This is a genomic window from uncultured Roseivirga sp. (assembly GCF_963973945.1).
GTDB lineage: Bacteria > Bacteroidota > Bacteroidia > Cytophagales > Cyclobacteriaceae > Roseivirga.
In genome coordinates this window covers 832,307-857,937 of sequence record NZ_CAXBBV010000001.1, presented here as the reverse complement: position 1 = coordinate 857,937, position 25,631 = coordinate 832,307, and the positions used below count along the sequence as shown (strand labels likewise).

The 25,631-nt window shown below is 39.1% G+C and carries 29 protein-coding genes; 17 read left to right on the top strand and 12 right to left on the bottom strand.

Going from position 1 to position 25,631, the window contains the following annotated elements; translation table 11 throughout:
• Position 1: 1 nt before the first annotated feature.
• The gene (rfbB, locus tag AAC026_RS03755) at positions 2-1,051 is read right to left on the bottom strand and encodes a dTDP-glucose 4,6-dehydratase (protein ID WP_339695128.1); all 1,050 of its coding nucleotides are present in this window, start codon (positions 1,049-1,051) and stop codon (positions 2-4) included.
• Between the two features lie 175 nt (positions 1,052-1,226).
• Here rfbB and AAC026_RS03750 point away from each other — a divergent pair, with 175 nt between their 5' ends.
• The 5 genes from AAC026_RS03750 to AAC026_RS03730 all read left to right on the top strand — a co-directional run bounded on the left by AAC026_RS03750 (position 1,227) and on the right by AAC026_RS03730 (position 4,207).
• A complete protein-coding gene (locus AAC026_RS03750) occupies positions 1,227-2,366 on the top strand; it encodes an acyl-CoA dehydrogenase (RefSeq protein WP_339606987.1) in 1,140 nt (379 codons plus the stop codon).
• A gap of 130 nt (positions 2,367-2,496) precedes the next feature.
• The gene (gene rpsU, locus AAC026_RS03745; RefSeq protein WP_053222271.1) at positions 2,497-2,691 is read left to right on the top strand and encodes a 30S ribosomal protein S21; all 195 of its coding nucleotides are present in this window, start codon (positions 2,497-2,499) and stop codon (positions 2,689-2,691) included.
• 50 nt (positions 2,692-2,741) lie between these two features.
• A complete protein-coding gene (locus AAC026_RS03740) occupies positions 2,742-3,638 on the top strand; it encodes a tyrosine-type recombinase/integrase (protein WP_339695126.1) in 897 nt (298 codons plus the stop codon).
• A gap of 25 nt (positions 3,639-3,663) precedes the next feature.
• Positions 3,664-3,960, top strand: coding sequence for a ribosome-associated translation inhibitor RaiA (gene raiA, locus AAC026_RS03735; protein ID WP_339606985.1), 297 nt, complete (start codon positions 3,664-3,666; stop codon positions 3,958-3,960).
• Between the two features lie 73 nt (positions 3,961-4,033).
• A complete protein-coding gene (locus AAC026_RS03730; RefSeq protein WP_339606984.1) occupies positions 4,034-4,207 on the top strand; it encodes a hypothetical protein in 174 nt (57 codons plus the stop codon).
• 12 nt (positions 4,208-4,219) lie between these two features.
• On the opposite strand, the gene AAC026_RS03725 is transcribed toward AAC026_RS03730, so the two are convergent.
• From AAC026_RS03725 to AAC026_RS03705, 5 genes are all read right to left on the bottom strand, one after another.
• The gene (locus AAC026_RS03725) at positions 4,220-5,434 is read right to left on the bottom strand and encodes a hypothetical protein (RefSeq protein ID WP_339695125.1); all 1,215 of its coding nucleotides are present in this window, start codon (positions 5,432-5,434) and stop codon (positions 4,220-4,222) included.
• A 133-nt stretch (positions 5,435-5,567) separates the two neighbouring features.
• Positions 5,568-6,398 carry an MOSC N-terminal beta barrel domain-containing protein gene (locus AAC026_RS03720; RefSeq protein WP_339695124.1) on the bottom strand — a complete coding sequence of 277 codons (831 nt, stop codon included), beginning with the start codon at positions 6,396-6,398 and terminating at the stop codon, positions 5,568-5,570.
• Positions 6,399-6,430: 32 nt separating this feature from the next.
• Positions 6,431-7,264 (bottom strand): hypothetical protein, encoded by an 834-nt coding sequence (locus AAC026_RS03715; protein ID WP_339695123.1) that lies wholly within the window; start codon positions 7,262-7,264, stop codon positions 6,431-6,433.
• A gap of 2 nt (positions 7,265-7,266) precedes the next feature.
• Positions 7,267-7,884, bottom strand: a complete 618-nt coding sequence (locus tag AAC026_RS03710) for a TIGR04282 family arsenosugar biosynthesis glycosyltransferase (RefSeq protein WP_339695122.1) — start codon at positions 7,882-7,884, stop codon at positions 7,267-7,269.
• Between the two features lie 5 nt (positions 7,885-7,889).
• On the bottom strand, positions 7,890-8,384 hold the full coding sequence (locus AAC026_RS03705) for a rhodanese-like domain-containing protein (protein ID WP_339695121.1): 495 nt from the start codon (positions 8,382-8,384) through the stop codon (positions 7,890-7,892).
• 83 nt (positions 8,385-8,467) lie between these two features.
• Between AAC026_RS03705 and meaB the strand changes: the two genes are divergently transcribed.
• A complete protein-coding gene (gene meaB, locus AAC026_RS03700; protein WP_339695120.1) occupies positions 8,468-9,460 on the top strand; it encodes a methylmalonyl Co-A mutase-associated GTPase MeaB in 993 nt (330 codons plus the stop codon).
• An 86-nt stretch (positions 9,461-9,546) separates the two neighbouring features.
• Here the strand turns inward: meaB and AAC026_RS03695 are convergent, their stop codons facing one another.
• On the bottom strand, positions 9,547-10,260 hold the full coding sequence (locus AAC026_RS03695) for a head GIN domain-containing protein (RefSeq protein ID WP_339695119.1): 714 nt from the start codon (positions 10,258-10,260) through the stop codon (positions 9,547-9,549).
• Positions 10,261-10,503: 243 nt separating this feature from the next.
• Here AAC026_RS03695 and AAC026_RS03690 point away from each other — a divergent pair, with 243 nt between their 5' ends.
• Together AAC026_RS03690 and AAC026_RS03685 are read left to right on the top strand one after the other, a co-directional pair.
• Entirely contained in the window at positions 10,504-11,838 is a 1,335-nt protein-coding gene (locus tag AAC026_RS03690; RefSeq protein ID WP_339695118.1) for an FAD-dependent oxidoreductase, read from the top strand.
• A gap of 15 nt (positions 11,839-11,853) precedes the next feature.
• Positions 11,854-13,281: a 4Fe-4S dicluster domain-containing protein gene (locus tag AAC026_RS03685; RefSeq protein WP_339695117.1), complete on the top strand. Its 1,428-nt coding sequence runs from the start codon at positions 11,854-11,856 to the stop codon at positions 13,279-13,281.
• A 67-nt stretch (positions 13,282-13,348) separates the two neighbouring features.
• Here AAC026_RS03685 and AAC026_RS03680 read toward each other — a convergent pair whose 3' ends face one another.
• From AAC026_RS03680 to AAC026_RS03660, 5 genes are all read right to left on the bottom strand, one after another.
• Positions 13,349-13,828, bottom strand: coding sequence for a DinB family protein (locus tag AAC026_RS03680; protein WP_339695116.1), 480 nt, complete (start codon positions 13,826-13,828; stop codon positions 13,349-13,351).
• A gap of 68 nt (positions 13,829-13,896) precedes the next feature.
• Positions 13,897-15,150, bottom strand: coding sequence for a methionine adenosyltransferase (gene metK, locus AAC026_RS03675; RefSeq protein WP_339695115.1), 1,254 nt, complete (start codon positions 15,148-15,150; stop codon positions 13,897-13,899).
• A 79-nt stretch (positions 15,151-15,229) separates the two neighbouring features.
• Complete coding sequence (locus AAC026_RS03670) at positions 15,230-15,940, bottom strand: SAM-dependent methyltransferase (RefSeq protein WP_339695113.1); 711 nt, start codon at positions 15,938-15,940, stop codon at positions 15,230-15,232.
• Positions 15,933-16,700, bottom strand: coding sequence for an alpha/beta fold hydrolase (locus AAC026_RS03665; RefSeq protein ID WP_339695112.1), 768 nt, complete (start codon positions 16,698-16,700; stop codon positions 15,933-15,935). The genes AAC026_RS03670 and AAC026_RS03665 overlap by 8 nt, the downstream gene beginning before the upstream one ends.
• Positions 16,700-17,413: a pyridoxine 5'-phosphate synthase gene (locus tag AAC026_RS03660; protein WP_339695111.1), complete on the bottom strand. Its 714-nt coding sequence runs from the start codon at positions 17,411-17,413 to the stop codon at positions 16,700-16,702. The genes AAC026_RS03665 and AAC026_RS03660 overlap by 1 nt, the downstream gene beginning before the upstream one ends.
• A 66-nt stretch (positions 17,414-17,479) precedes the next feature.
• Between AAC026_RS03660 and AAC026_RS03655 the strand changes: the two genes are divergently transcribed.
• From AAC026_RS03655 to AAC026_RS03615, 9 genes are all read left to right on the top strand, one after another.
• Complete coding sequence (locus AAC026_RS03655) at positions 17,480-17,932, top strand: GatB/YqeY domain-containing protein (RefSeq protein ID WP_339695109.1); 453 nt, start codon at positions 17,480-17,482, stop codon at positions 17,930-17,932.
• A gap of 4 nt (positions 17,933-17,936) precedes the next feature.
• On the top strand, positions 17,937-18,467 hold the full coding sequence (locus AAC026_RS03650) for a CvpA family protein (protein ID WP_339695107.1): 531 nt from the start codon (positions 17,937-17,939) through the stop codon (positions 18,465-18,467).
• The gene (locus tag AAC026_RS03645; protein WP_339695105.1) at positions 18,464-19,030 is read left to right on the top strand and encodes an aminodeoxychorismate/anthranilate synthase component II; all 567 of its coding nucleotides are present in this window, start codon (positions 18,464-18,466) and stop codon (positions 19,028-19,030) included. Before AAC026_RS03650 ends, AAC026_RS03645 begins: the two co-directional genes overlap by 4 nt.
• A gap of 23 nt (positions 19,031-19,053) precedes the next feature.
• Positions 19,054-19,818 carry an alpha/beta hydrolase gene (locus AAC026_RS03640; RefSeq protein ID WP_339606966.1) on the top strand — a complete coding sequence of 255 codons (765 nt, stop codon included), beginning with the start codon at positions 19,054-19,056 and terminating at the stop codon, positions 19,816-19,818.
• Complete coding sequence (locus AAC026_RS03635) at positions 19,815-20,480, top strand: CBS domain-containing protein (RefSeq protein WP_339606965.1); 666 nt, start codon at positions 19,815-19,817, stop codon at positions 20,478-20,480. The genes AAC026_RS03640 and AAC026_RS03635 overlap by 4 nt, the downstream gene beginning before the upstream one ends.
• Positions 20,481-20,486: 6 nt before the next feature.
• A complete protein-coding gene (locus tag AAC026_RS03630; protein ID WP_339695104.1) occupies positions 20,487-21,362 on the top strand; it encodes an NAD kinase in 876 nt (291 codons plus the stop codon).
• Positions 21,363-21,457: 95 nt separating this feature from the next.
• Positions 21,458-22,138 carry a DUF6089 family protein gene (locus tag AAC026_RS03625; RefSeq protein ID WP_339695103.1) on the top strand — a complete coding sequence of 227 codons (681 nt, stop codon included), beginning with the start codon at positions 21,458-21,460 and terminating at the stop codon, positions 22,136-22,138.
• 81 nt (positions 22,139-22,219) lie between these two features.
• Positions 22,220-22,951 (top strand): isoprenyl transferase, encoded by a 732-nt coding sequence (locus AAC026_RS03620; protein ID WP_339606962.1) that lies wholly within the window; start codon positions 22,220-22,222, stop codon positions 22,949-22,951.
• 14 nt (positions 22,952-22,965) lie between these two features.
• The gene (locus AAC026_RS03615) at positions 22,966-25,629 is read left to right on the top strand and encodes a POTRA domain-containing protein (protein ID WP_339695101.1); all 2,664 of its coding nucleotides are present in this window, start codon (positions 22,966-22,968) and stop codon (positions 25,627-25,629) included.
• Positions 25,630-25,631 lie beyond the last annotated feature (2 nt).

Genomic DNA, 25,631 nt, shown 5'->3' with positions numbered 1-25,631 from the left:
ATTAGTCTTTGTACTGTTTACTATAATATGACTGATACTGCCCTGAAGTTACGTTACTCAACCATTCTTCATTAGCAAGGTACCAATCTACGGTTTTCTCCATTCCTTCTTCAAATTGTAAGGAAGGTTCCCAACCCAATTCTTCTTTAATTTTACTGGCATCAATGGCGTAGCGCATGTCATGGCCGGCCCTGTCGGTTACGTAGGTAATTAACTTTTCAGAAGTACCTTCCGCTCTGCCTAATTTCTTGTCCATTACTTTGCAAAGTAGCTTCACAATGTCAATGTTCTTCCATTCATTAAAACCCCCAATGTTATAGGTTTCGCCTTCTTTTCCTTTATGGAAGATCATATCGATTGCCCTGGCGTGATCTTCTACAAATAGCCAATCTCTAATATTTTCGCCTTTACCATAAATAGGCAAAGCTTTATTGTTTTTTATATTGTTGATGCACAAAGGCAAAAGCTTTTCTGGAAACTGAAAAGGACCGTAGTTATTGGAACAGTTTGAAACCACAATAGGCATTTTGTAAGTATTCGCATAAGCCCTCACAAAATGGTCTGAGCTGGCTTTTGATGCAGAATAAGGTGATTGTGGGTCGTAAGGGGTCGTCTCCAAGAAATAACCCGTTTCGCCTAATGAACCATATACCTCATCTGTAGAAACATGGTAGAAAAGTTTGTTTTTGAAGTTTCCGGCCCAAGTGTTTTTGGCCGCATTCAAAAGATTTACTGTTCCGATTACATTCGTTTTTACAAAAGCCAATGGGTCGGTGATGGAGCGGTCTACATGAGATTCTGCTGCCAAATGGATCACTGCATCAAACTGATGCTCTTTAAAAATACCATCCAAGAAATCAGCATCATTAATATCTCCCTTTAGAAAGGTATAATTGGCTTCATTCTCAATATCCTTCAGGTTTTCGAGGTTACCAGCATAGGTAAGCGCATCTAAATTATAAATGGAATAATTCGGATACTTCTTTACAAAAAGCCTAACCAAATGGCTCCCAATAAAACCTGCTCCGCCTGTAATTAAAATCTTATTCATGCAATCCGTATTGAATATGTTCAAAGATAATAGAATGCTCTTATCCGACACCTTTACATTCGACAGGGTTTTCACTTCAATGTTTAAATGAACATTAATCTTCGACAATCAATTTACCTAACGATCGTTTGTTCGGTTAATGAAATTGCGTAATTTTCAGAAAATAATAACAACCATGGATTTTGAGCTAAATGAAAACCAAACCATGATCGCTAGTATGATCAAGGATTTTGGAGAGAAAGAAATAACTCCTTTTAGAAATAAATGGGACGATGACCAAACCTTCCCTGTAGATGTAATGAAAAAGTTGGGCGAACTCGGCCTTATGGGCGTTGTGGTTCCTCAGGAATACGGTGGCTCTGGCTTTGGTTATGACGAATACATTACCGCGATTATGGAATTGACCAAACTTGACCCAGGGGTTGGTTTGTCAATGGCTGCACACAACTCTTTGTGTACAGGGCATATTCTTCAGTTTGGTAATGAAGCTCAAAAGAAAAAATGGTTGCCAAAATTGGCTACTGCTGAATGGATCGGATCGTGGGGTTTGACTGAACCAAACACAGGCTCAGACGCTGGAAACATGAAAACCACTGCTAAAAAAGACGGTAACGAATGGGTAATTAATGGTACTAAAAACTGGATTACACATGGTAAAAGCAGCGATATCACGGTAGTTATTGTTCGTACTGGCGAAGTGGGCGATTCTCATGGAATGACTGCTTTTGTAGTAGAAAGAGGTACTCCAGGCTTCAAAGGCGGAAAAAAAGAAGACAAGCTGGGTATGCGTAGCTCAGAAACTGCCGAAATGATTTTTGAAGATTGTCGAATTCCTGAAGAAAACGTCTTGGGCGAAGTTGGTCAAGGCTTTATACAATCCATGAAAGTATTGGACGGAGGTAGAATCTCGATTGCTGCACTAAGTTTAGGAATTGCCGAAGGAGCTTTTGAAGCCGCTCTAAAATATTCTCAAGAAAGAGAACAGTTTAACCAACCAATTTTCAACTTTCAGGGCATTTCCTTCAAGCTATCAGATATGGCCACAAAGCTAGAGGCCGCTAAACTTCTCACTTTTAGAGCAGCTGAGTTAAAGAATAACGGCAAGAGCGTTACCAAAGAATCGGCTATGGCCAAATATTATGCTTCTGAGTGTGCTGTTGAGTTTTCTAATGAAGCCGTTCAAATTTTTGGCGGTTATGGTTACACCAAAGATTACCCAGTAGAGAAATACTACCGCGATTCTAAACTTTGCACCATTGGTGAAGGAACTTCTGAAATTCAAAAACTCGTGATTTCTAGATCTATTTTAAAGTAAATCGATAGGTGTTTTGACAAAACCTACAAAGGGCAGCTGCTTAGTTGTCCTTTTTTTGTGGAAATCAATGGTTTAGAAAAAAAAACTCCTATTTTTGCAGTCCAATTTGAAGGGAGGTGTTTCAAGGATTATGATTATTATTAACGTAAAAGAAAACGAATCTATCGACAGGGCTCTAAAAAGGTTCAAAAAGAAGTTTGAAAGAACTGGTGTTTTGAAAGAGCTAAGAGCAAGACAAGCTTACGAAAAACCTTCAGTTGCTAACAGAGCTCAGAAGATCAAAGCTGCTTACAAAGAAAAAATGTACGCCAACGAAAACTACTAAGGCATACTTTTTCTAATCATATTTAATCACTATGTTAGTACTGTTTGCAAATGCGCAGTACTAGCATGGTTGATTCATTCCTCAAATACATATCGTTCGAGAAAAGATACAGTAATCATACTGTTATTTCCTATCAATCAGATCTCGCGCAATTCACAAATTACATTTCGGAACAATTTAAATGCAGTGACCTTGGTTCGGCCACTCAAATTATGGTGCGCTCTTGGGTACTATCTTTAATGGACGCTGGCACTTCGCCCCGCACCGTCAACCGAAAAATTGCTAGCCTTAGGTCTTATTATAAATTCTTAATCAAGCGAGGCGAAATCGAGAAAGATCCAACCATCAAGGTTCGCTTATTAAAAACCCAAAAAGACCTGCCCAGCTTTGCCGATGAAAAAGAGTTGGTCAACCTTTTAGACAAGTTTGAGTTCACTAAAGACTTTGAAGGACTGAGAGAAAAACTAATTATCGAATTACTTTACGGAACAGGCATAAGATTATCAGAATTAATTGGGCTCAAAGATTCGGATATTAATCACCACCAAAACACCCTTAAAGTATTGGGTAAGAGAAACAAAGAGCGGGTTATACCCATAGCAGCACCGCTCCTCTCTCTTATAGATCAATACAAAATTGAGAAAAATCATGTGTTTGGAGGCAATCCAAATGCGCCATTGCTCGTAAACAACAAAGGAGACAAGGCATACCCGATGATGGTTTACAGAATAGTAAATAATTTCTTGGAAATGGTTTCTTCTACCGAGAAGAAAAGTCCCCATGCCCTGCGGCATACATTTGCCACGCACCTTCTAAACAAAGGTGCCGACCTTAACGCTGTGAAAGATCTTTTAGGGCACAGCAGCTTGGCGGCAACGCAGGTTTATACACACAATTCGCTTGAAAAACTGAAATCAGTTTTTGATCAAGCACACCCTAAAGCTTAAGTTTTAACCCTTAAACATTACGATTATGAAAGTACAGATTCAATCCGTTCACTTCGTTGCAGACAGCAAATTGACAGACTTTATTCAGAAAAAATTAGATAAACTAGATACATTTTACGACCGAACTATTGATGCAGAAGTGATTTTAAGAGTGAATAATGAGGGAATCGAAAACAAAACGGTTGAGATTAAATTGAACGTTCCTGGCGATCAGCTTTTTGCTGAAAAAACCAACGGGTCGTTTGAAGCCGCAACCGACCATTGTACAGAAGCCTTACGCAGACAAATCAAAAAGCACAAAGAGAAATCTTTGGCGCACTAACGATAAATAAGAATTCATTAAATCAAATGAGCTGCTTTTGTAAAAAGGCAGCTCATTTTTTATATTACATCTAATGAAGCTTAAATACTCCATTCCTTTAATATTGCTCATCGTTTTTGCTGGATACTTACTTAAACAGTACAGCTTAACCGAAGGCTTATTTATTCTTATTGTGGGACTTATTGGTGGTGGGTTAGCTGAGTTTTTGGTTAAAAAGATAACGAAGAAGAAAGCTAAGAGCCCCTAGAGTTTTTATGCGTTAGAAAATTTTATAGCCAAAGACGATTGATGTAGTCTTATACTTTGAATCATAAAAAGAATAATTAAATAGCTGTCTTTTGAAACCATGCCTTACTTCTATACTATATTTATTACTGTAGATATAGCCTAATCCTACCATTGAGTTAGCACCTCTTTTGATAGACAAATCTTCACTTCGTTCATAATCAAATAGTGAATTACCGACTGCAAAGTTCATGACATAAGATACATCGACAGATATTTTAGACTTGTCATTCAGAAAGAAATAATGCCGTATACCTACCGGAAGATCAATTGAACTATATTTAACCTCTAAAGATTCATTATCCACCTCAACCTCCTTTTCTACTTTATAAGGAGATAAATAAGTTGGCTCAATAAAAAAGCTCCATTTATTTTTATTAAAAGGAAATACATACTCCATCTCAATCCCAAAGCTAAACCTCTGCTGTCCTCCAAAATTCAATTTATATGGTTGTGTGGCGCTGTGATATTGCCCCGTTCTTTCTAATGAAATAGAAGCTCTCTGAATGCCCGGCTTGATTATAAAATTCAAAGTTCCCTTATTGCCCTTTTTCATGAAATCTGTTAACTCAGAATTAGCACATGTATTATAATCAATAAACAATTTTGCGAGTTCCTTTTTGTCATATTCCAATTCTGAAATAGTAGTTAATGTAATGCTCTCACATTTTAGCTCGTCCTGAAGTTGCTTTTTATATTGCTTATTTTTTAAAGCCCTTTTATCTGCTGTTAAGTATGACTTGTATACGAGTTGACTAATCTCTGAATTTTGCATTCCAAAAAAGTACCTTGTTAAATTTCCATCTCTGTATTCATATAGACTGGCTTTTCCGTCAATAACTACTTTTAAAAACAGTTCTTCATTATTGAACGATGGTTCGTAGTCAGAACTCATATCACTAAGGCTTTCGCTTGACCTATCTATTCCGCCTACAAACTTTACGTATTTTGATTCATCCAAAACTCCGAACTCTTTAATGGATTCAAGGTCTGCAGTTTGTATTTGTCCTTCCTCTGAAAGTTTATATTGAAATTGAGTTGGATTGTTTCGCCAAGCCACGTTTTTTATCAAACAGCTTACTGTTTCACCAGAATTGTTGATAAAATACCCTTTCTCAAAACGAATTTGAGCAAAGCAGGTCGAGCTTAAAATTGAGGCAAACAGTAGAGCAAGGAATCTGATTTTCATTAGTAATAAGTTATACTTTAGATAAAAACCAAAGCTATACATTAACTTAATAAATCGCTCAAAAAATTACATAATATCAAGATGAAGTACGGGTTCCGTTTTAGTTGACTCTTGAACTATAAGTACTCTTTCTCTAACGCAAGGAAGGTATCTTTCTCTCCAACACCTTGAGCAAATAACCGACCTTTAACTCACCCTTGCTGGTGGCGATAAAGTTCTCGCCAAAAAGTATTTTGTTGCCTGTTTGACGATAAGTACTGAGAGTTTTTAGCGGTTCTTTTCCTTTTTCAGAAGTATCAGGATTTACGGTAGTCATCACACAACGGGCACAGGGTTTTACGCCATACATTTCAATTCCATTGCAAAACACTCTTCTTATCTCATCTTCCTCGTGCGGCTTTCCGCCTTTGAAAACGATGCTTGGCCGGAACCTTCTCATGTCCATTGGTTCATCAAGCTTCCCATTCAGTTGTGCTAAAGATTCTTCGCTGATCATTAAATAGGGATAGCCATCGGCAAAACTCACTTTGTCGGTTTCGTTAATGGCATAACGCTGGTCGGCTTGGCGGATGGAATCATCGTGCATGTACATGAGTCTGCACTTCATTCCTAACACAGCACTGAACCATTCGTCTGCTTCGGGACTCACAGGTTTTGCAGGGCAGGTATCGTCCCAAATAGTTACCATTTCAGAAGTGGTATTGGGCTCGTTCAAACTGATTTTTAGCGGGATTACTGCTTCTGTTTTGTGCCGAACTATGATTTCTGTTGCAGTCAATTCTGGCTGAAGCAAAGCCATTTTAGCGAATTTACGCTGGGTAATGAATTGATTATTTTCATCTACCAGCATGAACCTTCGGTCGTTTTGGAAGCCATGGCTTTCTACTTTGGCTTTGGCTACTTCAATGCCCGCCAATGACTTAATCGGATAAATGTAAAGTGCGGTAATAATCAAGTTCGACATGGCTTTTTCCTTTGTGGCCCCAAGTTAAAAGTTTACCTCCAATATTGATATCGGCTTACAGAATCAAGTTCAAGCTTGTAGCCATTCCATGACTGTTGGGAGCGCAAAAGATTAGGGTATTCCTTTTCAAAGCTATAAACGTTTGTTTTTTCTGCGTCAAGCTTTACTTCCACTTGCCAAGAGTCGCTTTTATCCATCACAGAAAACTGAGCATTATAAATGGTTGGCGTCCGTACTTTTGTATTGATTTGACTTTCTACAACTTGGTTCTCGAAGGTTAATCCATCTTCAAACTTTAAAGCCCTGAGCGCATAACTCAACTGGTCTTCCCATAAAAAATCGGTGCCGTTAATTCCCATTTCACCATCACCGGTCCCATCAAAATAACTGTTGTAATCATAAGCATAATTAGCCCCTTCAATTATAAACTGTTTGAAGGTATTTCCGCACCATTCTTGACCTGTATGTGTCATTTTATACAATTGATCTGGTTGATCTCTTTTAAAGAAAAGGCTGCTGAGATAATGGTAAGGATAGTTATCGGTTTCAATGCGAGCGAACTTATTCACCTTCATCACGCTAAAAAGATCGTCTCTTTTATAGTCGTCTGTCTTCACATTCCACTCCTTGTTGAACTCTTCTTTTACCGTAATAAAAACCTGATCGAAAGTTCTTGGCTTCCCGTAAATCATCGTCTCAGCTTTGTAATGTGCCACTTCGGCCAAGCCATCTTCCCACAATTTATTCATGGCCCAATTCTGATCGAAATATTCGTTAGGTGCATATTGGTCTTGAACTGAATCTTGTGGAATGCTGCAAGCAGAACTGATAAAAACGAGCAGCAATAAATTGACAATAGCTTTCATGATTACGCCTTTTTATGTTCTTTCAAAATATCTTGCGCCCAATCGCCCAAGTCTTCTTCGGTATCAACATCATTTAAAACAGGGAGTTGAAAATACGAAAGCCCTTTATTCTTAAAATCTTGAATGGTAGAAGGAAAAACCTCTTCTGTGCTCCATTTCTTGTTTTGAAAAACATCAGTAATCAAGCTGCTCATTCCTATAAGGTAATAACCTCCGTCTACGGCTCCACCAATCACTGCATCATGATTTTCCAGAGAAGAAAAAGCTTGGTTCAAGATGTCAGTAGTTAAATCATAGCAGTCGCTGCCAATGACGCAAACTCTTTCATAGCCCTGTTGAAAAGCCGATTGAACGGCAGCTAACATTTTTTCACCTAAGTCACCATTGGACTGTAAGTCTTTAGAAAAATCTTCCGCTGACCACAAGTCATTTTCACCCAAATCATGATCGTAAAACACAGTTTTGTCCACTGCTAAAGGTTGGGTTATTGATTTAGTACGCTCCAGCAGACGTTTATAAATCGCCAAAGCAGCCTCTTCTCCTACAGTAGCGGCCAAGCGTGTTTTTGCCTTTCCCAACACTGGGTTTTTTACGAAAATAATGAGCAATGCTTTCCCCATATATCTTACTTAATCGCTTCTCCTTTTTTCAACCAAAGGCCAAAGATGCCCTTATACACATGTACTTTTTCAGTGGGTTTCTCCTTTTCGTCTACCACTTCAAAACCTTCGTTTTTCCAGTTTACAATTCCCAAATCAATGTTATGCACATTCGAAAAACCTTGCGCCTGAAGTTCTTTCGCCAAATTAGCACTTCGAACCCCTACGGTACAATACACCAAAATCTCGGTATCGGGTTCAACGTTTTTCAACACTTCTGGTGTAAAACGTTTGGCACCCGACAAATGACTGACTTCATATTCTGCTTGTTCGCGCACATCTAAGATCAGTAGCTTTTGGGATTGAATTAAGCTCTTCGCCTCTACTGGGCTAATGTTTGAGACCTCTTTAGGGTAGAATAAACGTGCCGTTTGCGGTGTAAAGTAGAGAATTGTCGTCAGCAGAAACAGAAGCCCTAATGGCCAAAGCAGCATCCGTTTTCCAAGTTTTTTAAATGCCATTGACTTTCCTTAAGGATATTTGATCGGTTTGTTCGACAATCATGTTTGGCCAAGTTAAATAATTATTACTTTGGGTACTGAAGATGTTGAAATCAAAAAGACTTAGTGTAAAAGCCTATACGGAAGGAATCTTAAATTCCGATCGCCTGATTTTGAGCCGTGCCATTACTTTGGTGGAAAGTAATTTACCCTCAGATATTGAGCTGGCGCAAGCATTATTGGAGAACATTATTCCACATGCAGGCAAGGCGATTCGCATTGGTATTACGGGAGTTCCAGGTGTTGGAAAGAGTACTTTCATCGAATCATTTGGTGAGTTTCTAACGCAGCAGGATAAAAATTTAGCCGTGCTCACTATCGATCCAAGTAGTCAACTAAGCAAAGGCAGTATTTTGGGCGATAAGACGAGGATGGAAACTTTGGCCAGAAACCCTAAAGCCTTTATCCGTCCATCGGCATCGGGTACTGCGCTTGGTGGTGTAAGTGGAAAAACCAGAGAGGCCATGTTGCTTTGCGAAGCCGCTGGTTTCGATGTTATTTTTATTGAAACCGTGGGTGTTGGTCAGTCGGAAACTTTGGTGCATGGCATGGTGGATTTCTTCCTTTTACTGATGCTCGCAGGAGCAGGCGATGAACTTCAAGGCATCAAAAAAGGCATCATGGAAATGGCTGATGCGGTAGTTATTAATAAAGCAGATGGCGACAATATTAAGGCCGCAAAAAGGGCTAAAGTTGAATACCAAAACGCACTTCACTTGTTCCCTGCTTCTGAATCGGGCTGGACTCCCGAAGTAAAAACCTGTTCTGCGTTGCAAAACACTGGATTGTCTGAAATTTGGGAAATGATGGAGAAATATGTTCGTCACACCCAAACCAACGGTTATTTTGATGTCAACAGGAAAGCTCAGAATTTGAACTGGATGAAGGAAAATATTAGTGCCTTATTGGAACAGGAATTTTACACCAACGATGCCGTAAAAAACAGCCTTCCAGAAATCACCAAGGCCGTTAAAGCTGGTTCTTTGCCAGCACTGAACGCTGCCATACAGCTAATTCAAAAATTTAAGAGCAAATAAAAAGTCCCTTTCGAAAGGGACTTTTTATTATTCTGTTCCGAATTCTCGGAATCTATATGATTTTAATGGAGCAAGGTCCAAAAATATTACTCTCCTTTTCTTACACTTGAAGCACCCGAAGTATCTGAATCTACAGAAGCATTTCCACGATAGCGAACACTAGAGGCTCCAGAAACATTGGCTTCTAATCGTTCAGAAACATTAACTCTTGCATTACTAGCACCAGAAACACGCAAGTCTGCAATTTTATTCTGAAGGTCATAAGCACTATAAGTAGACGCGCCAGTAATTCTAACAGTTTGTCTGTCAGCTCTACCTTTTAAGTTGATTACACATGAGCCCGAAACTTCAAGGTTCAAGTCATCAATATCTAAATCTAAACTTAGAGATGAAGCACCTGAAATGTCAACACTCATTTTATTACTCTCCAAAGTTTGCATGGTTTTGATAGAAACCGCACCACTGGCAGAAATTGATTCTAACGACTTTACAGTAAGATAAGCCCTCGGGGTTTCTCTCATTCTATAACTCCTTCGCCCAGATTGATCTCTCATTTTAATAGTCAATCGGCCTCCTCTTACTTCTGTGATTACATCATCCATATAGTCCTCATCGATCTCTATTTCCAAAGATTCTTGATTTCCAACTCGGATTTCAACCGCAAAGGCATTGCTTACGCTCAGCTCTCTAACGCCAGATATTTCCCTCTTCTGCTTGGCTTGCCCAAAAGCGGTCGCGGCAAACATTACCATAAAAGCGGCAAGTAAAGTGGGTCTCGAAATTCTTAATAATGTTTTCATTTTCTTAAAACTTGAATCTGGCCTAAAGATGGCAGCCAATGTAAAAGGTTGCATGGCCCATCATGAATACTGGTTCAAGATAAATATGTTCGTTCATTTAGCAAGGGTGAGGTTAGACATGCGGCATTAATTCCTTAAATTCAGCAGAAGCGAAAAACCCAAATGACAAGAAGTTGTATTACCGTCATAAAAACGACATGTTCGGGCAACTAAAAATCTCAACTTGGGTATTATCATCCAGCTATGCATAACATTGTAATTATAGGAAACGGCATTTCGGGCATTACTACGGCTCGGCATATCCGTAAACTCAGCGACCATAAAATCACTGTGATTTCTGCCGAAACCGACCATTTCTTTTCCAGAACTGCGCTGATGTACATTTTCATGGGCCATATGAAATACGAACACACCAAACCTTATGAAGATTGGTTTTGGAAGAAAAACAGGATCGATCTGAAGCGTGCCCTTGTAGAGAAAGTAGATACTGAAGGTAAAATCCTCCATTTTTCGAATGGAGAAACTATGGCTTATGATAAGTTGGTCATTGCCACAGGCTCTAAACCGAATAAATTTGGTTGGCCGGGCCAAAACTTAGAAGGTGTACAAGGGCTTTACAGCTATCAGGATTTAGAAACCATGGAAGCCAATACCAAGAACATTTCTAGGGCTGTCATTGTCGGGGGAGGCTTGATTGGTATTGAAATGGCCGAAATGCTTCGCTCCAGAAATATTCCAGTTACTTTTTTAGTGAGGGAAGAAAGCTTTTGGGATAATGTTCTGCCAAACGGAGAATCTCAAATGATCAACCGCCACATCAAAGAACACCATATAGACTTACGGCTGGCGACCGAATTAAAAGAAATTGTTTCAGATGAAAACGACCGTGTGAAAGCAGTAATTACTGGAATAGGCGAAACCATTAAATGTGAATTTGTTGGGCTTACCGCGGGTGTTTCTCCAAATATCGAATTCTTAAAAGATTCGGGAATTGAAACAAAAAGAGGTGTTTTAGTTGACCCATTCCTTAAAACCAATATTGATAATGTATATGCCCTTGGCGATTGTGCTGAATTTTTAGAGCCGAATGGAGAAAGAAAAAGCATAGAACAAGTTTGGTATACTGGCCGAATGATGGGCGAAGCGCTCGCCAGAACATTATGCGATAAACCCACCAAATATGAACCAGGGCATTGGTTCAACTCTGCTAAATTTTTCGACATAGAGTATCAGACCTACGGTTGGGTTTGGGCGAAAGCCAAGGAAAATGAAAACGACTTTTACTGGGAGCATAAGAATGGAAAAATCTGCCTTCGCTTACGATGGGATAAATCCACAGGTAAGCTATTGGGCGTAAACAATTTAGGCTTTAGACTTCGACACCACGCTTTTGATAAATGGTTTAAAGAGGGAAGAACAGTTGATTACGTGCTTGAACACTTAAAGGACGCCAACTTTGACCCTGAGCTTTATAAAACCTATGAGGCCGAAATCATCGCTCAATTCAATCGTGAAAACGGCAAAAACATTCAGCTTAAAAAGAAAAGCTGGAAACGCATTTTAGACTTTGTATCATAATTCAAATAGACAATAATGTCGACTACAGAACCGAATTTATCCATTTCGAATCCGCATCCAGAAGATACAGATGTAATCCAGAAAATAGCCTTAGTGGTCGCCTGCTTTGGAGTACTTATACTGCTGGCGGCTTGGGCCAATGTAGCCTTAGATGCTTCGGTATTCATGCCCATCGCCATCATTTCCATGATTGGCGGAACCACAGTTTATGGTGCCCGAAGCTATTTAAAACAACCTGAAGGAATTAAGAATAATGGCGTTTGGCATTTCTCATTGACCAGCAGAGGTGCTTTCGCTTGGGCGGTCGGGATTTTACTTACTGGCTTCTATGTACTGTTGTATTGGTTTCCAGGCTATGTAGGTTTTGTTCAGAACGGTGAAAACCAAGGCTTAGTCGCGTTATTCGACCCCTTGAGCATGGCCATAAAAGGGCGCCCTGCCAGCCAATGGTTTATGTACGGAACCCTTTATACCATCGCTATTTTGGCTTTGGGAATGAAGTTCATTTTCAAATACCGACATAGCCGTTATCAACTTATCAGAACCATTTCGGTGATGATTGCGCAACTGGTTTTTGCCTATACTATTCCTGAAATTTTAGCGGCCCTTAATTATAACGATGTAACCACTACAGCTGGAGAATATGTTGGCTATTATGACACTGACATTAAAAACGTTTGGCCACTCGATTACGACTTCTTTTATAGCTACCATTTAGACGCGATGCAGGAAAATGCCTATCAGCCTTTCGGAATGATTTATTTAGTCGTTGGGATTGGCTTGTTCTTAATCGGCACCCCTATTTTGACCTACTTGATTGGTAAGCGTTGGTACTGCTCTTGGGTATGTGGTTGTGGCGGTTTGGCCGAAACTGCAGGAGACCCCTTCCGTCACCTTTCCTCGAAAAAACTAAGCGCTTGGAAACTTGAACGCTGGCTTATTCATAGTGTAATGGTTTTTGTTTTCGTTATGACGGCCGTTACGCTCTATGGATATTTTACTGGTGTCAGTTCCGTTTTTGGGCTCGATATCTATTCTAAATTCCAAAAACCTTATGGTTTCTTTATCGGAGCTATTTTCTCAGGAATCATCGGAGTAGGTTTTTACCCCATGCTTGGCAACCGTGTTTGGTGTCGTTTTGGTTGCCCAATGGCAGGTTATATGGGCATTATTCAACGCTTTAAATCTAAATTCAGAATTACCACGAATGGCGGTCAATGTATTTCTTGCGGAAACTGCTCTACTTATTGTGAGCAAGGAATTGATGTGAGGGCTTATGCTCAGAAAGGTCAGAATATTGTTCGCGCGAGTTGCGTGGGTTGCGGGGTTTGTTCTGCTGTTTGTCCAAGAGGTGTACTGAAATTAGAAAATGGCCCAGAGGAAAAACGTTACGATTTACCTCCAATTATTATTGGTAATGAGAGCGTGAAAATTTCAGATTAACAGAATAGCATCAGCACTTAACAAAAAATAAATTGTCTACGCATTTGACAATTTATTTTTTGTTATCTCAGGTGTTAGATATAATCTCCTCAATCTGACCCAAATGATGTTTCAAGTGCTTGATATAATCATTGATGAAATATTCAAGCGTTGTGGGTTGGTCTACGGGAACAGGTTTCCAAGCAATTTTATCAAGGTTGTGATTTACTCTTTCCTTTGTTAACACCTTGTCAGGAATTTGACTGACGATGTAATCAATATGCAGGTTGTATTGTCTCCATAGAATAATCAAATCATGCCATTGCGCACCCGCATAATTTTGGTTTTCTACCCATACCACTTGATCGTAGCCTTCAAAAATCAAGTCATCCGTAGATTGAGCCTTTACAATTCGCGCATGGTTATTCGCAGCCGAGTCGATCATGTGCCCCACAATTTCTTGAATCGACCATTTGCCAGCACCGAGCCTTAAATTGGCTTCGTTTTCGGGCATCATCATAAAGCGCTCAAAGGCGGAAAGAATCGTTTCTCTTAAATTATGTTCCATAGCTGCTAGTTAAATAAAAAGCCCGATTCAATGAATCGGGCTTTGGGTTAATATTTATAAAGTAAAGCTTAAAGCCCGAAAGCTGCTTTTACTTGATCTTGATAATCTAATTTTTCCCAAGTAAATAATTCCACTTCCTTTTCGTGTGATTGACCATCAGCACCGATAAAGCTTTTCTTCACTATTTCGTTCTTTCTACCCATGTGGCCATAAGCCGCAGTTTCAAGATACATCGGGTTTCTCAATTTCAATCTAGTTTCAATTGCATAAGGACGCATATCGAACACTTCAGATACTTTTTTAGCAATCTCCCCATCGGTCATGTCAACGTGAGCTGTTCCGTAAGTAGAGATGAAAATACCCATTGGTTCAACTACTCCAATAGCGTAAGAAACTTGTACTAAAACCTCGTCAGCTACACCTGCAGCCACTAAGTTTTTAGCGATATGCCTTGTAGCGTAAGCTGCAGAACGGTCTACTTTTGAAGGATCTTTACCCGAGAAAGCACCTCCACCGTGAGCGCCTTTGCCACCGTAAGTATCTACAATAATTTTTCTTCCTGTTAAACCAGTATCACCGTGTGGCCCACCAATCACAAACTTCCCTGTTGGGTTAATGTGGTATTTAATCTGGTCATTGAATAACGCCTGAAGATTGGCTGGCAATTTCGCCATCACTCTTGGAATCAAGATATTGATGATGTCCTTACGGATAGTCGCCAACATTTCTTCGTCTCCAGCAAAATCATCATGCTGAGTTGAAACCACAATACTGTCAATTCTCAACGGCACATTGTCGTCAGAATATTCAATTGTAACCTGAGATTTTGCATCTGGTCTTAGGTAAGGAATTTCTTTACATTCTCTTCTGAGGTCTGCTAATTCTTGAAGAATTTTATGAGAAAGATCTAATGCCAGAGGCATGTAGTTTTCAGTTTCCTTAGTAGCATAACCGAACATCATACCTTGGTCGCCAGCGCCTTGCTCTTCTTTGCTTGCTCTATCAACCCCTTGGTTAATGTCTTGCGACTGCTCATGAATGGCAGAAAGCACACCACAAGACTTGCTATCGAATTGATATTCGGCTTTGGTATAACCAATTCTCTCGATTACGTCTCTAGCAATTCTCTGAACGTCAAGGTAAGTTTTAGACTTTACCTCACCAGCTAAAATCACTTGGCCAGTAGTCACTAAAGTTTCACAAGCTACTTTTGAGTCAGGATCGAACGCTAAAAAGTTATCGATAAGTGCATCGGAAATTTGATCAGAAACTTTATCAGGGTGTCCTTCAGAAACTGATTCAGAGGTAAATAGATATGACATATTATAATGTTAGTTTTTTCAAATATTGGAGCGCAAAAATAGGCTTTTGATTTTATTATGAAAACAAATGTCTGTAATACTAACTGCTGTAAAGCAGAAAGATAGCAGGAGTCTTCTTCATGTCAATGTCTGAAGCTTTCCATTTACCTACTGATTTGGAAACAATATGCTCTGTTGCTCCTGAAACATCCTTGGCTACACATAAGAAAGTTTCCTTTTTTGCCACTTTAAGGATGTCTGTCAATAAAGCCTCGTTTCGGTAAGGTGTATCCATGAAAATTTGGGTAACATTTTTCGAATTAGACTCTTTTTCCAAATCTCTAATGGCCTGTTGCCTTTCCTTTCTGTCGATAGGCAAGTAGCCATGAAAGGTAAATGATTGACCGTTGAAACCGCTCGCCATTAAGGCCAGAAGTATTGAGGAAGGCCCAACCAAAGGGTTTACCTTCACCCCAAACTGATGTGCCATGTGTACTAAACGAGCGCCAGGATCGGCCACGCCAGGACAGCCAGACTCTGATATCACCCCAATGTTTTTTCCTGAAAGCGCGGGCTGTATCAATTCGAAACAGTCTTCGAAAGAGGTTTTCTTATTTAGAATTTCAAACTGAAGCTCTTCAATTACTAAACCTAGCCTTAAAGAACTGAGGTATCTTCTCGCAGTTCGTAAATCTTCTACATAAAACAGGTCGCATTTAAGAATGGCTTCTCGCACTTGCTCGGGAATAACCGCTTGCTGGGTGTTGGCCGAAATCACATTCGGAATCATAAAAACTTGTCCACTACCCATTTTGCAAATAATCTAAAGTGAGATTTAAAAACTCTTCTGGCTTTTCGGCATGAAGCCAATGCCCTGCGCCCTTTATGGTTTCTATTTTACTATCCTTAAAAATGGAGTGAATTAAGTTGAAGTCAGAATCCTTTATATAATCCGACTTTCCACCTCGAACAAATAAAGTGCTTCCCTTATACTCAGCATTATGGTTTAGCCCCAAACCCACTTTATCAATTTCTTTAGCAATTACATCTAGGTTCATTTTCCACTCAAATGCATCGTTATTCCTCGCTAAGTTTTTAAGCAAAAACTGACGCACTCCAAACTCTGGAATATATTCCGCCAGCTTTTCATCCGCTTCTTTTCTAGAGCTTAAATTAGGAAGATCTAGTGAAAACAAGCCTTTAAAAATAAGGGTATGATGTGGTGGGTAAGATTGGGGCCCAATATCAGCAACAATCAATTTATCTACTCGATTTGGATGTTCAGTAGCAAAAGTCATGGCCACCTTACCTCCCATTGAATGCCCCAAAATATGAGCCTTTTCAATATTTTGATTGTTCATAAAGCTGAGTAAATCCTCTGCCATTGCAGGATAAGAAAACTCATCGTCATGAAAAGACTGACCGTGATTCCGTTGGTCCAGGATGTATACTTTAAAATGCTCAGCATACTTTTTACCCAGTGTAAGCCAGTTGTCTGATGTACCTAATAGGCCATGAAGGATGATTAATGGTTTCCCCTCTCCCAATTCTCTAAAATAGAGTTCTTGCATTATCTTAATTCTCTTAAATAAAGTTGAATAGTATTTTCTAAACCAAAGTATAGCGCATCGCAAACCAAGGCGTGACCAATGGAAACCTCGTCCATAAAAGGAATTTCTTGTTTCAAGTAGGCTAAATTCTTTAAATCTAAATCGTGACCAGCGTTAATTCCAAGTCCTAACTCTTTAGCTCTCACTGCAGCCAATTTATAATCGGCAATCGATTTCGTTTTATCGATTTCGTAAGCAGAAGCATACATTTCGGTATATAGTTCAATACGATCGGTGCCTACTTTGGCAGCTCCTTCAATCATATCAATTTCTGGTGCTACGAAAATCGAAACACGTACTCCTGTCGCCTTTAGTTCCGAAATCACCCCTTTCAGAAATTCTTCATGAGCAACGGTATCCCAACCCGCATTTGAGGTTAATACTCCTGGAGGATCAGGTACGAGTGTGGCTTGTTCTGGCTTCACTTCTTTCACCATTTTCATAAAACGCTCATCAGGATAACCCTCAATATTGAATTCAGTAGTTACTACTTTCTTCAAATCGTAAACATCCTGTCTGGTAATATGACGTTCATCTGGGCGCGGATGCACAGTGATTCCTTGAGCACCAAACCGTTCACAATCGATTGCTACTTGAACTACATTGGGGTTATTTCCGCCACGCGCGTTCCGAATTGTGGCTATCTTGTTGATGTTGACACTGAGCTTAGTCATGGAATATTTTTATTTGCATAACTTTGCCCGCAAGTTAATGATTTCATTGATCGTAAAAATTTTGAGATGAGCCTAAAACAACAGATTGACGCAGATATTAAAAGTGCAATGCTTGAAAAGCGTAAGGATGACTTGAAAGCCTTAAGGGCGGTTAAATCAATGATTCTTTTAGCGGAAACCGAAAAGGGAAATACCGAAGGAGTTTCTGAAGATGCTGAAATGAAGCTCTTAATAAAAGCGGTAAAGCAAAGAAGGGATTCTGCACAAATTTATAAAGAGCAAAACAGAGAGGATCTTTATGCTATTGAAATGGCCGAAGTTGAGGTAATCGAAAAATATTTACCAAAACAACTTACCGAAGAAGAGGTAAAAACTGAGCTTCAGAAAATTATTGCTCACGTAGGCGCTACTGGTCCTCAAGACATGGGCAAAGTAATGGGTGCAGCCACCAAAGCGCTAGCTGGAAAAGCAGATGGCAAAACCATTTCAACCTTAGTAAAGCAATTACTGACAGCCTAGTTCATTGAAAACCCTTGACATCATACTATTAATACCGCTCGTTTTTGGGGCGGTAATGGGTTTTAGAAAAGGGTTACTCTTAGAAATCATCGGAATATTGGCCTTTGTTTTGGCAATTATTGGTGGTTTTAAACTTATGGAAATTGGCATTTCCTATTTGCAAGAGCACATAGAAGGCATGGATCACCTTCTTCCATTCATTTCCTTTCTTGTTATTTTTCTGGCTATCATTCTGCTAGTAAATATGATCGGAAAGCTAATGAAGAAGGTAGTGGATATGACACTACTAGGAGGAGTAGATAAATTTGCAGGTGCCATTGTTGGCATTGCAAAATGGGCCATTGGTTTAAGTATTCTCCTTTGGCTTACCAATAATTTTGGCATTGAACTACCGGGACAAGATGAAGATTTAGTGCTTTACCCTTATTTGGTAAAACTTGGCCCGAATCTGATTGAAGCCCTCAATGTAGTACTGCCTTTTGCCGAAGAAATGCTGGACTCTATCAAAGAAATGGTTTCTCCACAAGTAGCTTGATACTCATTTTAGATAACTTCGACTCATTCACCTATAACTTGGTGGATTACTTTGGTCAACTTAATGTAAAAACCGAAGTAGAAAGAAACAATGTTGCTATTGACAGTATCAACTTTGGCAAGTATTCCGGCATTGTTTTATCCCCTGGACCAGAGAAGCCAGAAAAAGCAGGTATATTATTAGAGGTTGTGAAAAACCAAATTGGGCAAACACCTATACTGGGTATTTGTCTAGGGCACCAAGCCATTGGCCAGTATTTAGGAGCTTCTTTAAGAAAGGCCAATTACCCAATGCATGGCAAAATTTCTAGGATTAAAACCAAAGAAGCAGTTATATTTAGCGGTTTGCCCAATGAGTTTGATGTGGTACGTTACCATTCGTTGGTGCTTCAAAATTTGCCAAGTAACCTTTCTTCCATTGCCCAAACAAAAGAAGGAGAACTAATGGCATTTGAAAATGTTGAATTAAAAGTAACAGGAATACAGTTCCACCCAGAAGCTATTTTGACCCAGTATGGATTAGAAATGCTGAAAAATTGGGTGAGTTTTTATAATATTGTTTAAATCGTTAGCTAAAACCTGACCACATGGCATTAGAAATTAAAGAAGAAAAAGGATACGAGTATATAGATGAGGGGCAGGGCGAAGTAATTGTTTTGCTTCATGGCCTTTTTGGAGCTTTAAGTAATTGGGAAAGCGTAGTAAATCATTTCTCTAAAGAATATAGAGTTATGATTCCCATGCTTCCTATTTATGAAATGCCAATCAAACAAGCTGGGCTCGAAGGCCTAGTAAAACATCTTGAAGGTTTTGTAGCCTTAAAGGGTTTAACAAGCATGAAACTGATGGGCAACTCATTGGGCGGCCATATAGGTTTAATTTATACACTCGCCAATCCAGATAAAGTCAACGGGCTAATTCTAACAGGCAGTTCTGGACTTTTCGAAAACTCAATGGGCGGAAGTTTTCCTAAAAGAGGAAGCTACGAATACATTAGGGAAAGAGTAGAATATACTTTCTACGACCCTAAAACCGTTACAGAAGAGTATGTAAATGAAGTTTTTGAAACCACCAAGAGCATTCCAAAATGTATGCGAATTGTAGCTATTGCTAAGTCGGCACAAAGGCACAATATGGCCAAAGAAATTCCAAACATAAAAATACCAACCCTATTGATTTGGGGTCTTAACGATACTATTACACCTCCAATTGTTGCACATGAGTTTGATAGACTTATTCCTAATACGAAACTAAGGTTTATAGATAAGTGTTGCCATGCACCAATGATGGAACACCCAGAAAGATTCAATCAATTACTTCAAGAATTTTTAGACGAGCAAAAAGCAGCATGACCGCAGCAGAACTGATCAATTACTTAATTCCTCCATTAAAACTAACCGATGATGGCAACAAGGCTATTATTTGGATGGAAGAATTACGTACCAATCAGCTGCCTGTAGTAGAAAAAGGAAAGTTTTTGGGCTTTATTTCCGAAGAAGTAATTCTCGAAAATAATGATGCTACCCGCCCAATCAGTGACTACGATCTGTTTGCAGAAGACTGTTTCATTTTTGAAGATCAACATTTCTATGATGTCATTAAAATGGCACATGAACATGAAGTTCAGCTAGTTTCTATTTTAGGTAGAAGTGGTAACTTCCTTGGTGTAGTAACCATTGAAGATACAATCAGCAGCTTTGCCCAATCAATGGCCGTTCAAGAACCAGGAGCAATTCTTATTGTTTCTATGAACTACAGAGATTACTCTTTGGCCGAAATCAGTAGAATTGTTGAAGGCGAAAATGCTAAAATCTTAAGCAGCTGTGTTACCAACGATTATATGGATGCTTCAAGGATCAAACTAACCCTAAAGGTTAATCAGCCCGACATTTCGCATATCAGTGCCTCTATCGAACGCTTTGGCTATAGGGTAATTGGAAAGTTTCAAGAAATTGAGATCAAGTCGAACGACCAAGATCGCTATGATTTGTTGATGAAATACCTCAACATATAACCGCCTATGAAAATTGCGCTCCACGGAAAAAGCATAACGCCCGAAGCCATTGATTGTGTTAAAGATCTACTCAAGGTTTTAGGCGAAAAATCGATTGATATTTCAATGTCAAAAGATTTTGAGAAGCAGCTTAAAAAAGTAAAGCTCCAATCCAATCCAGAAAGAATACTTTTACCAGGAGATGACCTAACGAATATCGACTTTGTTTTGAGCTTGGGAGGCGATGGCACTATGCTAGATACAATTGCTTATACCGCACAATATGAAACCCCTATCGTAGGCATTAATCTTGGAAGACTGGGTTTTTTAGCCACTACCCCAAGAGGCGAAATTAACAAAGCCGTTGAATCACTCATTTCTGGTGAGTACAATGTAGAAAGTAGGTCATTAATTCATGTTGACTCTAATGATGAACTTTTTACCCCTTTCAATTTTGGGTTGAACGAATTCACGATCGTCAAAAAAGAAACATCATCTATGATTGTAGTACACACCTATGTAGACGGTGAGTACTTAAATTCCTATTGGGCCGATGGGCTGATTGTTTCTACACCAACAGGATCGACTGGGTACTCATTAAGCTGTGGAGGGCCGTTGGTTCACCCAAGATTAAAGAACTTTATTCTTACCCCAGTTTCTCCGCATAACCTCAATGTTCGCCCCATCATTGTTTCAGACCAAAGCGAAATTACGTTTGAAATTGAAGGTAGAACGAACCGTTTTATGGTGTCTTTAGATTCAAGGTCGTGTAGTGTAGACGATAAAGTAAAAATATCCGTTAAGAGGGAGTCGTTTGAAGCAAAGCTGGTACGGTTCGACCATAACAGCTATTTTGACACCTTACGACATAAGTTGAATTGGGGGGTAGACGCCAGAAATTGAATTAACAATATTTAACTGGCCATTTTTGAAACGAAATCACAATGTTATCTAGCTTGCGAGCATATCATACGGATAAACCTGTATTACCTAAATTTTTGAAAAAATCATCTTTAGTGGTGGCTTTACTCTTGGCGGTTTTCAGTGCGCAAGCACAAGACTCCGAAGTAGGTTTAGAGCTAGGAGTTTATAACTACCTTGGCGATGTAGCCCGAACTTACGATTTTGGAAATTCAACTTTAGGGGCACAGGCTTTTGTTAAAAAACATCTCAATAATGGTTTCAATACCCGCATTTCTGCTGGTTTTGGTAAATTAAAGGGTGTGGATGACGAAGCATTTGACGTGTTTTCAGCAAATAGGAAAGCTTCTTTCAAGGGGCGTTTTTTCAACATTGATTTTCTTTGGGAGTATAACTTCCTTGACTATCGAGATGAAAAATTACAGCAATTCTGGACTCCTTATATTTTGTTTGGTATTGGAGCATATAAATTTTCAGGAGAAGATGGTTTTGGTTCATCCTATGATTCTGGAATAAACTTAAGATTACCCATAGGTTTAGGCCTTAAATATAGAATTGATAGAAGGTGGACATTAGCCGCATCAACCAGCGCAATCAAGTCTAATTCAGATCAATTAGATAATGTATCCATCAATACTCCTTCCATTAAAGATTACAGAGGGGGCAATCCTAATGATGACGATTGGATGTTCTTCACTTCAATATCCATTAGCTACACACTCTATAAAATCGTTTGTCCACAAGGCAAATTTAGATAGCACTGATAAAGAATCAATTAGGGTTTAAAAACAATAACCATTTTCGTACCTTCGCACTCGCTTTTTCGCGAAGCAGATACAATGAAGAACAAAATAAAGCTCGACTCACTTCCAAAACACATTGCCGTAATCATGGATGGTAACGGCCGTTGGGCAAAAAGCCAAGGCGCTGCGCGTGTTTTTGGTCATAAAAATGCTATCAAAGCCGTAAGAGATACTACCGAAGGCTGTGCGGAATTAGGAGTTGAATACCTTACCCTCTACGCTTTTTCAACAGAAAATTGGAACAGGCCCAAACTAGAAGTTAATGCTTTAATGCAATTATTGGTGGCTACCATTAACAAGGAAATCAAAACCTTGATGGACAATGACATCAAATTAACTGCAATTGGTGACATCGCCAGTTTACCAGAGTCGTGCCAACGCGAATTGGCGCAAGCAATGGAAACTACTTCTAAAAATAAAAGAATGACATTGGTGTTGGCTTTAAGCTATAGTGGCAAATGGGACATTACCAATGCTGTAAAGCAAATAGCCCTCAAGTGTGAAAGCGGAACATTAAAGGCTGAAAACATTACAAATGAAATTATCGAAAACCATTTGTCAACATCGGGGATTCCTGATCCAGAGTTGTTGATAAGAACAAGTGGTGAACAAAGAATAAGTAATTTTCTATTGTGGCAAATGGCATATACCGAGTTTTTTATAACCGATACGCTTTGGCCAGACTTTAGAAGAGAGCATTTATACGAGGCAATTGTCTCGTACCAAACAAGAGAAAGAAGGTTCGGTAAAACGAGCGAACAGATATAGAATTAACCTTGGGAATGAAGAAAATATTTTTACTTCTGATCATTAGCATATGTGGTTTGACACAAGTCAAAGGACAAGTGAGATATGGTGTGAATACGGCAGAAGGTGTTCAAATTGATTATACAAATCCGAGGGTTTTTGAAATTGCAGAAGTGCAATACACCGGCCTAAGTACCATAGAAGAACGAGCACTAACTGGCTTAGTAGGTATTAAAGTTGGTGATAAGATCAGTATTCCCGGAAACGAAATTTCTGATGCCATTAAAAAATTGTGGAAACAAGGCATTATTGCCGATGTTCAGATTTGGCTTACAAAAATTGAAGGTGACAGAGCATTTCTAGAAATTAAGATTAGCGAACGCCCAAGAATTACAAAGTTTGAAGTTGAAGGAGTTACCTCTTCTCAAAAATCAGATTTAAAAGAGCAAATTGGTGTCATTGGGAAGGTAGCAAGCGCCCCACTAATTAAGAATAGTGAGACGCTGATTAAAAAGTACTTTGTAGCAAAAGGCTATTTAAATGCAGATGTAAAAACACTTCAAGAAGCAGACTCCACAGGCACTAAAGGTGCTCAATTGACTTTTGTTGTTGACAAAATGTCGAAAGTAAGAATCAATAAGATTGAATTTGAAGGTAACGATTCTTTTTCTGACCAACGTCTTAAAAAGCCATTAAAGAAAACCAATGAGAAGCCTCGTTTCTGGCTTGTAGCTAGGCTTTTCGATCAGATTTTCAAGACTTCTCCAAAAACAGTTTCTAATTATGTAGACTCTACCTACACAGTGAGTGAGTCTAGGTTTAAGTCTTTTATTAACGATAACGTTAAGCTCAACTTCCTTCAAAGTTCAAAATTTATTCAAACAGAGTTTGAAGCGGATAAAGATGGGCTAATTGCATTCTATAACACCAAAGGTTACAGAGACGCTGCTATAGTGAATAGCTCTGTAACCAAGCTAGATGAAGATTATATTGATCTTAACATAGAAATTGACGAAGGAAATAAGTATTACATCAGAGATATTGATTGGACAGGAAACTATAAATATACTTCGGCAGAGCTTTCTGATCTCTTAGGAATTAAAAAAGGTGATGTTTACAATAGAGAGCGAATAGAAGCTAGAACGTCATTTGATGGCCAAAGTGGAGATGACATCAACTCGCTTTATATGGATGATGGCTATCTTTTCTTTAGGTTAGAAGTAGTTGAAGTACGAGCTGATAACGACTCTATTGACCTCGAAATGAGGATGTATGAAGGGGAGCAAGCCACAATTAAAAGAATTATTCTTACAGGAAACGATAGAACAAGTGACCATGTAGTTTTAAGAGAAATCAGAACACTGCCGGGTCAAAAATTCAGTAGAAGAGAATTAATTAGAACAACTAGAGAACTTGCTCAACTTGGTTATTTCGACCCAGAGCAAATTAATCCAAAGCCAATACCAAACGTAGGTGATGGTACTGTAGATATTGAGTTTAGTCTTGTCGAAAAATCATCCGATCAAATTCAGCTTTCAGGAGGCTTTGGAGGACCATTCGGTTTCGTGGGAACCGTTGGACTTCAGCTAAACAACTTTTCTATTAAGAGTATTGGCGACTGGAGTAAATGGAGACCTTACCCATCTGGAGACGGTCAAAGACTATCTGTACAGGTTCAGTCTAACGGTAGACGTTTCCAAAACTATAATATGACTTTCTCAGAACCGTGGTTGGGAGGAAAAAAACCAAACAGCTTTAGTGTTAGCTTTAACAGAACGGTAAACAGAACCTTTACTGACGCATTTAATCCAACTGATGTAAATGGATTCTTAAAAGCATCTGGTTTTACCGTTGGGTTGGGTAGAAAACTACGTTGGCCAGATGACTACTTCGGTATTTCAAACAGTATTTCATACCAGTTTTACGATGTATTCAATTTTGGAAACACGCTTGGTTTCTCTACGGGTCAAGCAAATAGTATTACCTTTAACACTTCCATTTCCAGAAGTAACATTGATAACCCTCAATTCCCGAAACATGGGTCTCAATTCAATTTAAATATTAACTTAACTCCACCTTATTCATTATTCCTAGACCGATTCAATGGTGAAGGTAGCTCTGATCTTACCACAAGAGAGCGTTATCAATTTATTGAGTACAATAAAACATTATTCGATGCATCATTCTTTATTCCGCTTCCAAGTAAGCTTGTTTTGAATGCTAGAGCACACCTTGGGTTCATTGGTTCATATGGAAATAAAACGGATACAGGACCATTCGAAAGGTTCTTCCTAGGAGGTAACGGACTAAATGGCGCTAACAACTTTATAATTGGACAAGACATTATTGCGTTAAGAGGTTATGATGATAACAGTATTGTCCCAGTAGACCCGAAAACTGGCTTTAGAGGTGGGCTTATATTTAATAAATTTGTAGCTGAACTAAGGTATCCAGTTTCTCTTAAGCCATCTTCAACGATTTACTTGTTAGGCTTTGGAGAAGCAGGTAACGCTTGGAACAATTACTCGGAGTATTCTCCAAGGAATTTGTTTAGATCGGCTGGTGTGGGTGCAAGGGTATTCCTTCCTGCATTTGGCTTGTTAGGTCTAGATTGGGCATACGGTTTTGATTCTGATAGAGAATTGGGCATAGAAAGTAAAGGCCAAATTCACTTCACTATTGGTCAACAAATTAGGTAGGC

Coding starts and splice junctions, on each gene's coding strand:
- rfbB (WP_339695128.1), bottom strand. CDS start 1,051: ATGAATAAGATTTTAATTACAGGCGGAGCAGGTTTTATTGGGAGCCAT.
- AAC026_RS03750 (WP_339606987.1), top strand. CDS start 1,227: ATGGATTTTGAGCTAAATGAAAACCAAACCATGATCGCTAGTATGATC.
- rpsU (WP_053222271.1), top strand. CDS start 2,497: ATGATTATTATTAACGTAAAAGAAAACGAATCTATCGACAGGGCTCTA.
- AAC026_RS03740 (WP_339695126.1), top strand. CDS start 2,742: ATGCGCAGTACTAGCATGGTTGATTCATTCCTCAAATACATATCGTTC.
- raiA (WP_339606985.1), top strand. CDS start 3,664: ATGAAAGTACAGATTCAATCCGTTCACTTCGTTGCAGACAGCAAATTG.
- AAC026_RS03730 (WP_339606984.1), top strand. CDS start 4,034: ATGAAGCTTAAATACTCCATTCCTTTAATATTGCTCATCGTTTTTGCT.
- AAC026_RS03725 (WP_339695125.1), bottom strand. CDS start 5,434: ATGAAAATCAGATTCCTTGCTCTACTGTTTGCCTCAATTTTAAGCTCG.
- AAC026_RS03720 (WP_339695124.1), bottom strand. CDS start 6,398: ATGTCGAACTTGATTATTACCGCACTTTACATTTATCCGATTAAGTCA.
- AAC026_RS03715 (WP_339695123.1), bottom strand. CDS start 7,264: ATGAAAGCTATTGTCAATTTATTGCTGCTCGTTTTTATCAGTTCTGCT.
- AAC026_RS03710 (WP_339695122.1), bottom strand. CDS start 7,884: ATGGGGAAAGCATTGCTCATTATTTTCGTAAAAAACCCAGTGTTGGGA.
- AAC026_RS03705 (WP_339695121.1), bottom strand. CDS start 8,384: ATGGCATTTAAAAAACTTGGAAAACGGATGCTGCTTTGGCCATTAGGG.
- meaB (WP_339695120.1), top strand. CDS start 8,468: ATGTTGAAATCAAAAAGACTTAGTGTAAAAGCCTATACGGAAGGAATC.
- AAC026_RS03695 (WP_339695119.1), bottom strand. CDS start 10,260: ATGAAAACATTATTAAGAATTTCGAGACCCACTTTACTTGCCGCTTTT.
- AAC026_RS03690 (WP_339695118.1), top strand. CDS start 10,504: ATGCATAACATTGTAATTATAGGAAACGGCATTTCGGGCATTACTACG.
- AAC026_RS03685 (WP_339695117.1), top strand. CDS start 11,854: ATGTCGACTACAGAACCGAATTTATCCATTTCGAATCCGCATCCAGAA.
- AAC026_RS03680 (WP_339695116.1), bottom strand. CDS start 13,828: ATGGAACATAATTTAAGAGAAACGATTCTTTCCGCCTTTGAGCGCTTT.
- metK (WP_339695115.1), bottom strand. CDS start 15,150: ATGTCATATCTATTTACCTCTGAATCAGTTTCTGAAGGACACCCTGAT.
- AAC026_RS03670 (WP_339695113.1), bottom strand. CDS start 15,940: ATGGGTAGTGGACAAGTTTTTATGATTCCGAATGTGATTTCGGCCAAC.
- AAC026_RS03665 (WP_339695112.1), bottom strand. CDS start 16,700: ATGCAAGAACTCTATTTTAGAGAATTGGGAGAGGGGAAACCATTAATC.
- AAC026_RS03660 (WP_339695111.1), bottom strand. CDS start 17,413: ATGACTAAGCTCAGTGTCAACATCAACAAGATAGCCACAATTCGGAAC.
- AAC026_RS03655 (WP_339695109.1), top strand. CDS start 17,480: ATGAGCCTAAAACAACAGATTGACGCAGATATTAAAAGTGCAATGCTT.
- AAC026_RS03640 (WP_339606966.1), top strand. CDS start 19,054: ATGGCATTAGAAATTAAAGAAGAAAAAGGATACGAGTATATAGATGAG.
- AAC026_RS03635 (WP_339606965.1), top strand. CDS start 19,815: ATGACCGCAGCAGAACTGATCAATTACTTAATTCCTCCATTAAAACTA.
- AAC026_RS03630 (WP_339695104.1), top strand. CDS start 20,487: ATGAAAATTGCGCTCCACGGAAAAAGCATAACGCCCGAAGCCATTGAT.
- AAC026_RS03620 (WP_339606962.1), top strand. CDS start 22,220: ATGAAGAACAAAATAAAGCTCGACTCACTTCCAAAACACATTGCCGTA.
- AAC026_RS03615 (WP_339695101.1), top strand. CDS start 22,966: ATGAAGAAAATATTTTTACTTCTGATCATTAGCATATGTGGTTTGACA.